The organism is Mesonia ostreae, assembly GCF_031845265.1.
Lineage (GTDB): Bacteria > Bacteroidota > Bacteroidia > Flavobacteriales > Flavobacteriaceae > Mesonia > Mesonia ostreae.
Map to the genome: position 1 here is coordinate 1 of NZ_JAVRBG010000010.1, position 13973 is coordinate 13973.

The 13973-nt window shown below is 33.6% G+C and carries 12 protein-coding genes; 7 read left to right on the forward strand and 5 right to left on the reverse strand.

The genetic code is table 11. The features are described 5' to 3' along the window. Window positions 1-270: 270 nt before the first annotated feature. From RLT85_RS10550 to RLT85_RS10565, 4 genes are all read right to left on the reverse strand, one after another. Window positions 271-513: a hypothetical protein gene (locus tag RLT85_RS10550; protein ID WP_111541413.1), complete on the reverse strand. Its 243-nt coding sequence runs from the start codon at window positions 511-513 to the stop codon at window positions 271-273. 156 nt (window positions 514-669) lie between these two features. Next, window positions 670-1911 carry a T9SS type A sorting domain-containing protein gene (locus RLT85_RS10555; protein ID WP_311402009.1) on the reverse strand — a complete coding sequence of 414 codons (1242 nt, stop codon included), beginning with the start codon at window positions 1909-1911 and terminating at the stop codon, window positions 670-672. Between the two features lie 30 nt (window positions 1912-1941). Continuing rightward, on the reverse strand, window positions 1942-3357 hold the full coding sequence (locus RLT85_RS10560; RefSeq protein ID WP_311402011.1) for an HmuY family protein: 1416 nt from the start codon (window positions 3355-3357) through the stop codon (window positions 1942-1944). A 2-nt stretch (window positions 3358-3359) separates the two neighbouring features. Next, complete coding sequence (locus RLT85_RS10565) at window positions 3360-5522, reverse strand: TonB-dependent receptor plug domain-containing protein (RefSeq protein WP_311402012.1); 2163 nt, start codon at window positions 5520-5522, stop codon at window positions 3360-3362. A 115-nt stretch (window positions 5523-5637) separates the two neighbouring features. On the opposite strand from RLT85_RS10565, the gene RLT85_RS10570 reads away from it, so the two are divergent. The 4 genes from RLT85_RS10570 to guaB all read left to right on the forward strand — a co-directional run bounded on the left by RLT85_RS10570 (window position 5638) and on the right by guaB (window position 9097). Beyond that, window positions 5638-6537, forward strand: a complete 900-nt coding sequence (locus RLT85_RS10570; protein ID WP_311402013.1) for a DUF6607 family protein — start codon at window positions 5638-5640, stop codon at window positions 6535-6537. Next, entirely contained in the window at window positions 6537-7070 is a 534-nt protein-coding gene (locus RLT85_RS10575) for an FMN-binding protein (protein ID WP_311402014.1), read from the forward strand. The genes RLT85_RS10570 and RLT85_RS10575 overlap by 1 nt, the downstream gene beginning before the upstream one ends. Further along, complete coding sequence (locus RLT85_RS10580) at window positions 7067-7555, forward strand: Aq_1264-related membrane protein (RefSeq protein ID WP_311402015.1); 489 nt, start codon at window positions 7067-7069, stop codon at window positions 7553-7555. The genes RLT85_RS10575 and RLT85_RS10580 overlap by 4 nt, the downstream gene beginning before the upstream one ends. A 69-nt stretch (window positions 7556-7624) precedes the next feature. Continuing rightward, the gene (guaB, locus tag RLT85_RS10585; RefSeq protein WP_311402142.1) at window positions 7625-9097 is read left to right on the forward strand and encodes an IMP dehydrogenase; all 1473 of its coding nucleotides are present in this window, start codon (window positions 7625-7627) and stop codon (window positions 9095-9097) included. Window positions 9098-9150: 53 nt separating this feature from the next. Here the strand turns inward: guaB and RLT85_RS10590 are convergent, their stop codons facing one another. Then, entirely contained in the window at window positions 9151-9387 is a 237-nt protein-coding gene (locus RLT85_RS10590) for a hypothetical protein (protein WP_311402016.1), read from the reverse strand. 375 nt (window positions 9388-9762) lie between these two features. Here RLT85_RS10590 and RLT85_RS10595 point away from each other — a divergent pair, with 375 nt between their 5' ends. From RLT85_RS10595 to RLT85_RS10605, 3 genes are read left to right on the forward strand one after another with little or no spacing between them, the layout of a single operon-like run. Continuing rightward, window positions 9763-11703 (forward strand): peptidylprolyl isomerase, encoded by a 1941-nt coding sequence (locus RLT85_RS10595; RefSeq protein WP_311402017.1) that lies wholly within the window; start codon window positions 9763-9765, stop codon window positions 11701-11703. Next, the gene (locus RLT85_RS10600) at window positions 11696-12553 is read left to right on the forward strand and encodes a peptidyl-prolyl cis-trans isomerase (RefSeq protein WP_311402018.1); all 858 of its coding nucleotides are present in this window, start codon (window positions 11696-11698) and stop codon (window positions 12551-12553) included. The genes RLT85_RS10595 and RLT85_RS10600 overlap by 8 nt, the downstream gene beginning before the upstream one ends. Continuing rightward, window positions 12537-13973 (forward strand): peptidylprolyl isomerase, encoded by a 1437-nt coding sequence (locus RLT85_RS10605; protein ID WP_311402019.1) that lies wholly within the window; start codon window positions 12537-12539, stop codon window positions 13971-13973. The genes RLT85_RS10600 and RLT85_RS10605 overlap by 17 nt, the downstream gene beginning before the upstream one ends.

A 13973-nucleotide genomic window follows, 5' to 3' on the forward strand; every position in this document is an offset into this window, starting at 1 on the left:
AAGATTATAAGAAAATCTATTCTGGACAGCTCAAATTATTTTAATACCTCGTGGGCTTGCCCCGAGGTAGTTTATTAAAAAAGTATGTAGAGCTTAACAAGGCGGAGTTTGCGATCCAGCCTATTGAAAACAAAGGAACTCTTGTTATACTTTGTTTTGATAAAAACTAACGCTTATTTTTTGTCTTTATAGCGTTAAAACTATCAAGGGCTACAAAAAAAATGCATACCCACATAGGTATGCATTTTATATTTTAAACACTTATTATCATTAAGCCGTAACTTGAGGCGCCCAGTAAGAACATAACATATCGGGTGCTGCTTTTTTAGGGTGAGCACAAGTAGGGCTCATATATCTTGAACAAGTGGTACAGTTTTCTTTGTCCAAAAATCTATTTTTCATCGTAAAACTATCACACGTATGCCTATCACTTACCGATGTATCGTGTTTTATACAAAAATCATTTTCAAATTTTTTACAGTTTACACAGCTGTTTCCTAATCTAATACTCATAGCTCTCTTTTTTTAGTGAATAACTTAAAAATAGAAGTTTAATAAGGAAGAAGCAATATAAATAACTGAATTTGAGTATTTTGTAATTGGATTGATTGAAAATAAAAAGCTACTCTATACAGAGTAGCTTAAAATAATTTGGGTGGTATTGGCTAATTAATTTAGAATCAACTTTTGAGTTGTACTATGACTTCCTGCTTGATATTTAACAATGTAAGTACCATTTGCTAATTGCGACAAGTTTAATCTTTGATTGGTAAACCCAGCATTTTTCAATTGAGAAGTGTATACTTTTTTACCCATAAGGTTATAGATTTCTACCGTTTGATTAGCATCTTCGCTTTCAACTAAAATATTAATTTGTTTGTCTGAAGAAGGGTTAGGGTAGATACTAAATGAATTTTCAGCATCAAAAGCCACCGTGCTTAACTGGCTAGTTACATCTTCATAGTTAAACTGAATGTTTCCTGTAGAACTTCCTCCAAAATCAGTAAAATTTAATTTGTAAACTGTTCCGTCAAGGTATTTTACATAAAAATAAAGATCTGGTTCTACATCATACGTATAACTTGCATTAAGGGTTTTCCAGTCGTAACCAATTGTATTGATCTCATCTGAATAATTAAGATTACTAGTATCTCCATTTCCGTTAGGCTCTATATTTTCTGCTATGACTAGGTCTGGATGTTGTAAAGCTCCTGTTACTACATACTTCATAGTTCCTCCGCTATAAGCATAATCTGTAGTGAATTTTGTAAATTTTAGATCCCAGTCTGTACTTGCAGGTTCAGCAACTACTTCAGAAGCGGTAGTGAAATTGTAGTAGTTGAACATGTTGTTAGGATTGCTGGTATTAGAAACAGTTTCGGTAGTATCTGCACTCCAAGTAGAAGTGGTCTCGTCCCAAGAAGCATATTTAAATGTATATCCACTAAAATAATCTTCAATGAATAATTTTTTGAAGCTCCCGTCAGCATATTTTAATAAAAAAGTAACGGTTCCCTCTACGTGGTGGTTGGCTGGATTATATTCTCCAAAACCATAAGAAGCAGAACCTGTATTGAAAGCTCCTTCAAACCAACTGATGTCACTGTTATATAGCTGTGTGAAGTTGGCAATATTATTCACATCTACAGTAGTATAATCTGCAGGGGTATTGGCTGCTTCAAAAACTTCTAAACCAATTCCGTCGTTAATTCTAATGGCAAAATTCATATTATTATTTCTCAAAAAAGCAATTTCCCAATCGGTTGCAGTATGGTCGTAACTTTGATTGGTAGAAAACTTATAATAAACTTCGTTTGCATAAGAAGGATCTAAGCTAAGATTTACGGTAGTTTGTGCTGTTGCGGCCAAGCAAAAGCTAAAAAACGCTAAGAAAGATAGTTTTAAATTCATGAGGTGTAGTTTTTAGTTATAATTGTATATTTAATTAAGGATTTGATATTCAAATTTCGGGTAACCGCGTACGCCGTTTTCATTCACCATCGAAGTGAATTTTAATTTATAAGTATTTCCGTCAGTATCTTTAATGATGTAAAAACGTTCGTTAAATAGCCCGTTAAAAACATCTCTCCAGTTGGCTCCAATTACTCTTTGGTCAACTTCATATAATGAATTATCGATATTTGCTGTAGTGAAATCTTGATAAGCAATATCTTCAGTCATTACTTGATAAGCTCTGGTGTTAGAAAGTACGTTAGTAGCAACATAATCAGAAAAACCATAAGCAGATTCTCCACCTTCTGGAAGATCTAACACTTCCGTGAAAACGGTAAAATTAAGATCCCATTTCCCTTTTGCAGGAGCTACATCTACCACATTTTCATTGACCATACTGAAATAGGTGAAATCGTGATGGTTATCCTTTCCAATAGTAATTTCTTGGTGAGTAGTTGCGTCTAAATCGGCATAAAGCAATTTATAAGCACCACTTTCTTGTACAACTCTTATTTTTTTCCAACCTCTATCGGCTCCAGCAACGGCAACACTTCCAGTTTCTGGAGTGTCAGTTCCTATCTCGTTCCCCATTTTGATGAGGTAAACTTTATTCTCTTCAAGGTTGATAGAAATTTCTTCGATCACCGTTTCGTTTAAATTTCCGCTAGGAGCATCTACAAATTCATTAGATCCTTGCACTAGGAAAGCCATTTGTGACTGTAAACTAGCAACATCAGCTTCGGTAATAGCATCAATATTCGTAGTTTCTAATGGGGCAGCCATCATAAATAAAGAGCTATTTAGCTTAACGCGGAATTGATCTCCGTTATAAAAAGCTAAATCCCATTTATCTCTACTGACTACGGTTTCTTGTTGTGTACTTAAATCTAAATACACTTGATTTCCTTCATTAGGTCCTCCTAAATTGGGAGAAATACTTCCGCCAAGAGAAGCAGTATCAGAGAAACTTACAAGATTAGTAATGTTTCCTTGAGTAAAACCATTAGGAATATTTACTTCTGTTATGGAGAACTCAATAGATTTATCAGTGTCATTTTGAGCAGGATTTGAGTTTAATCTTTCTAGACTAAATGAAGTTTGAATGGTTCCCATTACAATAGGAATTTCAATAATTCCGCTTTGCGCGGATGGAGTAGTGCTATAATCCTCACCGTAAGTTAAGTTGGTTTCGGTATAAGTAATAACGAGCATTCCGTCTTGTGGCGCTTCATTAGAAAAAACAAGGTCTATTTCTTTTTCATTATCAGTTTCCGCGAAAGCTGTAGAAGGATTTTTAAAAGCCACGACAAATTCAGAATCATTGGCTGTCGAATCATCATCTTTATTACAAGCCGTAAAGAAGATAATAAAGAGAGAAAAAAGAATTAAATAGTTAGATTTCATAATTAAAAATTTATATGGTATAAAAGTTTTACGAAGAAAGACCTGCCATATCCTAATAACTGGGATGAAGATGCTGCAGAGTGAGTACCACCTTGGCCTGTACTAGAGTTTACTTCTGTAATATCTAATACATTTCTTGCGCCTATAGTGATATCTAAGTCTTTGTAGAATGTCTTTTTGATAGATGTATTTAACCAACCGTACCCGTCTAGTTTTCCTCTAGTAATTTCAGTTTCTCCATCGTCATTAATGCTAGAAACAAATTGATATTGCGGACCATTTACTTTAAAAAAAGTAGAGAAAACAGTATTCCATTTAGGAACTTGGTAAGAAAGATTAGTGTTGAATTGAAAAGCGTATAAGAAATCATCATTATACACATCGCTACTGTTTAATACTTTTGATTCTCCAGAGAAAGCAAGTCCTAGGATAGCAGAAAGGTTTCTGTATTTAAGTGTATTTCTTAAGGATAATCCCCAAGTTTTGTATAGATCTATATTGTTATATTGGTAGGCTAGAGGAGAAGTATTTGTAATAATTAAATCTATTTTATCTTCAACATCTAGATACCAAGCCGATAGTTTTGGAGTATATTTTAATTCGTAATCGTTTAACCAAAATGCTTTTTTAAAATGTAAGAATATAGATTTTCCATATTCCGGATTTAGGTTCTCATTTCCTTGTACATTATGATTGCTATCAACCATATAAAAATAGAGTTGCTCAAACGTAGGCGTTTTTGGTGCTGTACCAATGATAGTTCTTAGTTGATAACCATCTTTAAGGCTATACTTTCCACTAAGGGAAACTGCATACTGAGGTGAAAACTGCGAAGAGGTAATAATTCTAGTTCCAGGTCTTAAGGATAAGCGGGTGGCAGGTTTTATTTCTGAAGAAGCAAAGAAACTATATGAATTAAGGGTATTGTTTTGAGTTCTATTTTCGACGTTCTGAGATGAAAGTCCGCTTGCAGAACCTTCATCCAGCGTAGTTTCATAACCTAATTCTAATTTAAAATTTTCCTTATTAAAAAAGTTGTTGAAAGTTCCTCTTGAGAAAAAGCCTTTGCGGGTATTGTAATCATAATTTTCAATATTAGACTTCTCTTCAGATTTTATGGTGTAAGTAAAAGTTTCAATATTCTTAATTTGTTCTTGGTAAGATGCAGAAATATTGAAGTTGATTTGGTCTCTAATTTTCCCTGTAGCATTTAGATGATGATAAAACCTGTCTGAATTAAAGATCTCATCATTGGCTGTTGGTTTATTAGTTTGCGTAGAACTGTTATGATTTAATAAAACATTGGTATTGTACTTATTAGTTTCTTCCGTAAAGTATTCGAACTTGTAAAAAACGGTAAAGTTTTTAAAACGATAATTAATTAAAGTTTTAATACTATTTTGTTCTTTAGGAAGCCATTCATAACCTCTTAAACCATCATTTTCATCCTCAGGATTAAAATAATTTTTTCCTTGATTTTGATTTAGAAACCCTTGAAAATCATTTCTGGTAAATAATACATTGGCGTAGAGCTTATCTGTAAAATTATGTCCCACTTTCAAAGACTGTATATGTCTACCTTCATCAAACAATCCATATTCGCTACCAATGGTTTCTTCTTGAATATATGGCGTGATTTGCCATTTCGCTTTCGCGGATTTTTTTGTAATAATATTCACCACACCGGTTACTGCATTAGAACCGTATTGTACTCCCATAGCGCCCTCAATAATTTCTATTTGTTGGATATCATCTAAGTTAATTTGAGAAATATCTATAGCATTCCCAAAACCTTCATCCCCTACGATGGGTACATTATCTACTAAAATTTTTACATATTCTGAGTTAAATCCAAACTGTTGAATTCCCGATCTGCCTTCACCAGCTTGCGGAATAATATTCATATTTAATGTTTGGGTAAGAACATCTGCAAGGTTATTTCCTGCCATTAATTGAATGTCTTTTTCTGTAATCACCTGTACTTCAAAAACCGATTTTTTTACAGATTGGGAATTGTACTGTCCTGTGAGAATGATCTCCTCTAGATCATTCACTTTTACGCTATCTTTTTTTTTGTGATTCGTTTCTTTTTTAACCTCAGTCTCTTGAGCTTGAATGTTAAAAAAGTTTAAGAGTAAAATGATAAGTAGAAATCTATTTTTCATTATTTAGACTAAGTCTTAATTAAAATATTTCGACAAATATATATATTATTTTAAATCAATCTAAATAAATTTAATATTTTTGTCACCAGAATCAATCTATAAAAAACTAATAAAAATGAATTTCAAGAATTTATTATTGACAAGTGTTTTGATGGCAGCCACTAGCGTTGGTTTTGCCCAAAAAAATCTAAAAGAAGATAAACAAGCTATAAAAGATATGTGCGGCTGTTTTGAGGTTACCTTTAAGTATACCGAGACATTTTCTCCAGAAATTGATTATGAAAAGCACTATGATTATACAGCTACAGCGTTAGAATGGGCAGAGTTGATAAAAGATGAAAAAGACGAAATTTCTATTCAGCACCTTTTAGTTCTTAATGATACCATGGTCATTAAGCACTGGAGACAAGATTGGTTGTATGAAAATACAAAGCGTTATGACTTTAACCACGATAACCAATGGACTTTTGTAAATATGAATAAGAAAGATGTAAAAGGACAATGGACACAAAATGTATATCAGGTAGATGATAGTCCGCGTTACTCAGGTTCTGCAACTTGGATTCATGCAGATGGAAGACATTATTGGAATAATACTACAAGTTCTCCTTTGCCGCGTAGAGAATATTCTAAACGAAGTGATTATAATGTAATGATGCGTGGTAATCAAGTTGAAATTACAAAAGAAGGGTGGTTGCACGAGCAGGATAATGAAAAAGTTATTCGTGAAGATGGTAAAGAAGATGTGCTTTTAGTAGAAGAAAAAGGTTATAACGTATATCGTAAAGTAGCCGATGAAAAATGTAAAGCTGCCAAAAACTGGTGGGCAACTAATAAAGATTTTTGGAGTAGAGTAAGAAATAAGTGGAGTGATGTTTATGGTCGTGATAAAGATTTAGCTTTAGAGAAAGCGGTAAACGGTCAAGCTTTATTTATGCAATTATTCCCAATGGATATTGAAACAAAACAAGCAAAAATTGATAGTACTGTAGAAGAATACGTAAAAAATAAATGATGATTAAAAGGTTATTAGTATTTTGTGGTCTATTAAGTTGTTTTGCTTTTACGATTACGACAACCCAAGATAGGCTTCAAGAAAAATTTGATAAGGCGATAAAAAGCACTTACGAAGTAAAGGATTATGAGTTGGAATCTATTACGGCTTCAGGAAATATAGAAGAAAAAATTCCAGCGAAGACCGCAGCTAAAAACCTTTCAAGAATTTCTGTACAAGGAGAACTTATAGGTTATACCTATTTAGGAACTGCTCCAAGTAAAAAGAAGAAATTTGAATATGTGGTGTTGTTTGATAAAGATTTGAAGATTAAAAAATCTAAAGTTCTTATCTACAGAGAAGATTACGGACTTCAAATAGGGTCTCAGCGTTGGCTTAAGCAGTTTATAGGTATGACACCAGACTCTAAAATTGAGTATGGAGAAAATATAGCTGCCATTAGTGGAGCGACTATTTCTGCCTCATCTATGGCAAGAGCTGTAAATAATGTATTAAAAACAGTGCATATTTTAAAACAGGAAAATCAATTATGATCAACCTTAACGGATTTATCTTTAGGTTACCCAAAGAAGTAAAATTATTAATCGGCGCTTTTCTAGTAGTGTTAAGCGTCGGTTATTTTACGGGTTTGACTTTTGTAAATGATACTACAGAAAATCATCCTCAAGGCATTCAAGAAAACTATTTAGGTAACGAAGAAGACCTGGAAGCAGAAGTGATGAAGTTTAAAAAAACAGAAAGAGAAATGCTTACCATCATTCATACGCACATTCTCTCTATGTCTGTTATATTTTTTCTTCTTGGCGGATTGGTTTCAATAACCAAGTCTAACAAAAACTTAAAGAAAGCTTTGATGATAGAGCCGTTATTGTCGATCTTATTAACCTTTGGCGGAATTTATTTAATGTGGACTGGTTTACATTGGATGCGTTATGTGGTGGTGGTTTCAGGAATACTTATGACTACATCTTTTGTCATATCTGTACTTCTGGTTTTCTCACAATTGTTTAGAAAATAAATAATAACATTATTACAAGTTTCTTAGCATAAAAGCTTACTTTTGCATGCAATTAAATCTTTAATTGCGATGACTGCACACGATAATAAAATTGTAGGAGAAGGATTAACATATGATGATGTTCTTTTAGTTCCTGCATTTTCCGAAGTTCTTCCTAGAGAAGTTAACATTCAAACCAAATTTACCAAAAATATCACTATTAACGTTCCTATTGTTTCGGCAGCTATGGATACGGTGACAGAATCTCGTATGGCTATTGCTATGGCTCGAGAAGGAGGTATTGGTGTTTTGCATAAAAACATGACGATCGAGCAGCAAGCACTTAAAGTCCGTAAAGTAAAAAGAGCAGAAAGCGGAATGATTATAGATCCGGTTACCTTGTCTATTCATGCCAACGTAAAAGATGCCAAAGATTTAATGCGCGAACACAGTATTGGAGGAATCCCAATTGTGGATAAAAATGAAACTTTGATAGGAATTGTTACCAATCGGGATTTACGTTTTGAAAAAAATAACAGCCGACCTATAGAAGAGGTCATGACGACCAAAAATTTGGTTACTGTGGCAGAAGGAACTTCACTAAGTGAGGCCGAAGTAATTTTACAACAAAATAAAATTGAAAAACTCCCCGTTGTTAATAAAGACAATAAGCTGGTAGGTCTCATCACCTTTAGAGATATCACTAAACTTACCCAAAAACCTAATGCTAATAAAGATCAATACGGAAGATTGCGTGTTGCTGCTGCCTTGGGAGTAACAGCAGATGCCGTAGAAAGAGCAGAAGCTTTAGTTAAAGCAGGTGTAGATGCTGTAGTGATTGATACGGCACACGGACATACAAAAGGAGTGGTTCATGTATTACAAGAAGTTAAAAATAAATTTCCAGATTTGGAAGTTGTGGTAGGAAATATTGCTACTGCGGAAGCTGCCAAATATTTAGCAGATGCAGGTGCAGATGCCGTTAAAGTTGGAATTGGCCCAGGCTCTATTTGTACCACTCGTGTGGTCGCAGGTGTTGGTTTTCCTCAGTTTTCTGCGGTTATCGAAGTTGCAGCAGCGCTAAAAGGTACAGGTGTGCCAGTTATTGCTGATGGAGGAATACGTTATACTGGTGATATCCCAAAAGCCTTAGCGGCAGGAGCAGATTGTGTAATGTTAGGTTCTCTTTTAGCAGGAACAAAAGAATCTCCCGGAGAAACCATTATTTACGAAGGAAGAAAATTTAAGTCGTATCGCGGAATGGGATCTGTAGAAGCCATGCAGCAAGGCTCTAAAGATCGCTATTTTCAAGATATAGAAGATGATATTAAAAAATTAGTACCAGAAGGTATTGTTGGTAGAGTTCCATATAAAGGAGAATTACTGGAAAGTATGAATCAATTCATTGGAGGTTTACGTGCAGGAATGGGATATTGTGGAGCTAAGGATATGGAAGCTCTAAAGAACGATGCTAAATTTGTGAAAATTACCTCTTCTGGGATTTTAGAGAGTCACCCTCACGATGTAACCATTACCAAAGAAGCACCTAACTATTCTAGATAGTATAAGAAGTATTATTTAAAAAATGCCTTGTGATTTTTTCACAAGGCATTTTTTTATTCTTGATACAATTGTCCGCGATGAGGTTTTAGAGCATCTCGTATAGGTTTCATTTCTTCTTTATTCACCACCATAAACGCGAGAGAATGCATTTCCGATAAGGTTTCTACGCCTGTAATCTCTAGTTCTGTGTTTTCTATTTTGATATAATCCTTTAAATGGATCTCGTGGTGTTGCGCTGTTTTCTTAGCATGCGGACCTCTAAAATCCCATATGAGTTTAATTTTTTCCATGGCTGCTATGGTTTTCTGCCTAAATACGCTAATTATCTTTTAAGCGATGAGTTAAAGTTTTAAGCTTTTTAATTTAAATTAATTTTTTTAATTTCTTTCTATAAAGTTTCATTCTAAAATATTTTTTTCAGGTTGTTTTAATGCTTATTTGAAAGATGTATATCATAAAATTAAAGTAGAAATTGAAGCATCAAATATAATTAATAATTTATTGCTGCGTTAGTCTTAGCGAGAAGCTTTAATCTCATTATATGATCTTTAAAATAAAATATAAGGTTTCGTTTTTCGCTTCGCGGAATTGCTTCAGGTTCTTAATTTAAATGCTTGTATAACCTTTTATATTTCTTATTTTTGACCACTTTTAAAAATGACACAATGAAAAATCTGCTTTTACTTGTTTTCTTAACAACAAGTTGTTTTGCCTTCGCGCAAAAAAATGAACAAAAAGTATTATTGACCATTAATGATCAACCTGTGTATGCAGAGGAATTTAAGCGCGTATTTTCTAAGAATTTCAACTTGCTGCAAGAGAGTCAAAAAGACGTAAGTGAGTATATGAATCTTTTTGTGGACTATAAGTTAAAAGTATTGGAGGCAGAAGAACAAGGTTTAGATACGCTTCCTTCCTTTATGGGTGAGTATAATATCTATAAAAAACAGCTGGCAGATAAGTACATGAAAGATTCTGAAATTACAGAAAATTTACTTCAAGAAGCTTATGCTAGAAAAAAGCAAGAGATCAATGCAAGTCATATTTTAATCAATGTGGCGCGTAATGCTTCTGCTAAAGACACTTTAAAAGCTTATCAAAAAACGATCAAAGCAAGAAAAGAGATACTTAGTGGGAAATCTTTTGCAGAAGTAGCTAAAAATTATTCAGATGATCCTTCCGTAAAGAAAAATAACGGAGATTTAGGTTGGTTTACCGTTTTCTCCATGGTATATCCATTTGAAAATGCTGCATATAAGACCAATGTAGGAGAGGTTTCAATGCCAGCTAGATCTCAGTTTGGGTACCATATTGTTAAGGTAAATGACAAAAGAGAGGCAGAAGGTACGGTTAAGGTCGCCCATATTATGATAGAGAATAAGGAGGGAAATTCTGACGCTAAGACTCAAATATTTGAAATTAAAGAAAAACTAGATAGCGGAAATGGTTTTTCTGAAATGGCGAGACAATATAGTGATGATAAAAATACAGCCGTGAATGGTGGAGTTATCAATACATTTTCTAGAGGAAAACTTAATTCTGATGCGTTTGAAGATGTAGCGTTTGGTTTAACTGAAATGGATGAGGTTTCTGAGCCTTTTAAAACCGAATATGGTTGGCATATTGTGAAATTGCTAGACAAGAATATAATCAAGTCTTTTGAAGATGAAAAACTAGATCTTTCTCGCAGAATGAAAGGCGATGTAAGAGCGCAATTGATACGAGAAGATATTATAAAAAATATAAAGAATATTTATACCATCAAAGAAGATGATGCTGCTCTGGCTTATTTCAGCAAAAATGTATCTAATGCGATTTTATCTTCCAAGTGGGATAAGAATGATTTAAAAGATATTCCGCAGAAAAATATTATTGAGATAAGAGGAGAAGGAAAAACCTATGAAGATTTTGCTAAATTTATTACCATGGCTCAGCGTCAAATGGCAGAGGAGGATTCTAAAGAAAACCTACTGAATAAATGGTTAGGTATTTTTAAGGAAAACTTTATGATTTCTTACCATAAAGAATATTTAGCCGAGACGAATGTAGAATATGCGCACGTAATTGAAGAATATCGCAATGGACTTTTATTGTTTGAGTTGATGGAAGATAATATATGGAAAGCCGCAAAGAAGGACTCTGTGGCGCTCCAAAATTACTATAAGGAGCATCAACAAGAATTTAAAAAAGAAAAGAGTTTCACTTTAACTATGGCTTCTACAGATACAAAAAAGATGGCTAAGCAAGTTAGAAAGTGGATGAAAAATGACGTGTCTAAGGAGACGATTGAAAAGGATGCTAAAGAAATGGGGCATACGGTTTTATTTAAATCTGGTGACTTTCAAAATAAAAACGATGCTTTGCCTCCCAAAATAAAAACTACAACGGGAGTTTCTAAGGTGTATGAAAATAATGGCGTGTTTCTTGTTTTGGATATTGAAAATATAGAACCAGAAGGAATCAAAACTTTTGAGGAAGCAAGAGGAGAAGTGGTGAGCAAGTATCAGCAGCAATTAGAACAGCGATGGATAGAGAATATTAGAGCTAAAAACGAGGTTGTGATTAATCAGGAGGTACTAAAAAGTTTAGAGAAAGAGTTTGAGTAAAGTTTCAATTTATATACTCCTCTGGTGTTGCACTCTTTTCGTAAGTTGTGAGTATTTTCAATCTAACGAAGAGCGTAAAGTATTGGCAAAAGTTCACGATAAGTACCTTTATGAGGAAGATGTCGTAAACTTAATCCCCAAAGGTTCTTCCGCACAGGATAGCGTTTTATTTATGTCTAATTACATTAATCGTTGGGCGCAAGAAGAATTATTTATGCATCAGGCAAAAATAAATTTATCCGAAGAAAAACAGCGAGATTTTAAGAGACTTGTTGATCTTTATAGAAATGAATTGTATACAGAAGCGTATAAGGATATCGTAATTTCTGGGATGATTGATACCACATTTCAGGACACTATTATTGAAAATTATTTTGAGGCCAATAAAATTAATTTTAAACTCAACCAAGATTTAATTATGTTGAGGTATATAGAATTAGAAAAAGATTATTTGGATGTTAAAGAGCTAAAAAAGAAAATTACTAGGTTTGACCAGGATGATAAAATTGATATTGAAGAGGAATCTCTAAAATTTAAAAATTACAGTTTGAATGATTCCGTTTGGGTAAAACCGAGAGAAATCTATAAAAAAATTACCCCACTAGATGCTTCTATGAGTGATGAGTTTTTAAAAAAGGAAAACTTCTTGCAACTTGAGGATTCTTTAGGAGTATATTTGGTATACATTAAAGATGTATTAAAAAGGAACGACCAAGCACCTTTAGAATATGTAAAGCCCACAATTAAACAAATTCTTCTCAACAGGAGAAAATTAGAATTATCAAAAGAATTAGAAAAAGAAATTATTAAGGATGCAATTAAACAAAAGAAATTTGAAATATATAATTAAGATTTGCTGTATAGCTTTATTTTCTATAACTGCTGTACAAGCGCAAAAAACAGAAATAGATAGTAGTTTGGTAGTAACTGGGGACAAGGAAGTTATTAACGAAGTTCAAAAAACAGATACCATAAAAGCCTTTACACGTTTTAAGGCAGATGGGGTGGCTGCAGTAATTGGAGATTACCTTATTTTAGAAACCGATATTGTAAAAATGCGGGAAGATGTGAAAAATCAAGGGATGGATGCCAATGAAATTTCTAACTGTCAACTGGCAGGCAGATTGATGGAAAATAAACTCTATGCGCACCACGCGGTTCAAGACAGTACTATTAATGTTTCTGAAGATGAGATTAACAATATGATTGATCAGCAAATGGATAGAATGGTGCAGCAAATTGGAAGTATGGAAAAACTTTTGGAGTTTTACCGTAAAGAAAATGAGCGTGATTTGAAAGCCGAATTATTTGTCTTTAATAAAGAGAGAACGTTAAGCGATCGTATGCAAAGTAAAATTGTAAGCGAAATTGAAGTAACTCCAGAAGAAGTAAGACAGTTTTTTGATCGTATTCCAGAAGACGAACGCCCGCAGTTTGGAGATGAAGTGGAGATTTCACAGTTAATTATAGAGCCAAATGTTCCGCAAGAAGAGGAGCAAAAAGTGGTAGATCAATTAACTGAAATGCGTAACGATATTGTGGAGAATGGCGCCAGCTTTGCCACTAAAGCGGTTTTATATTCACAAGATGCCACCAGTACAAAGGGTGGGCAAATGACCATTACTAGAAAAGATCCTTTAGATAAAGATTTTAAGCAAATCGCTTTTAGCTTGCAAGAAGGAGAAGTGAGTAAGCCATTTAAATCTTCTTTTGGATATCATATTATTCAGTTGGATAAGGTAAGAGGTCAAAAGTTAGACATTAGACATATCATTATTATGCCTAAAGTAACTGAGGAAACTATCAAAATTGCTAGAGAGAAATTAGATACGATAAGGACAAGTATTGTAAATAATAAAATTTCTTTTGATGAAGCGGCCAGAAGATATTCAGATGAAGAAGAAACTCGTGGAGATGGAGGAAAATTAATCAATCCAAAAACTGGAGATACGCGATTTGAATTGACAGATATTGATCCGCTTATTTATGAAAAAGTAAATAGCTTAGAGGAAGGCGAAGTTTCTTTAATTTTAATAGATCAAACCAGAACTGGTTCTAAGTTTTTCAAAATCATTACAGTTAATAAAAAGTACAAGGCACATATTGCTGATTATTCTCAGGATTATACCAAAATTAAAGAACTGGCATTGAGAGAGAAACAAATTAAAGCGATTGAAAAATGGCAAAAAGCAAAAATTGGAGATACCTATGTAAAAGTAGGCGATGAATATAAAGATTGTGCTTTTAGTGGTAACTGGTTAAAACAATAG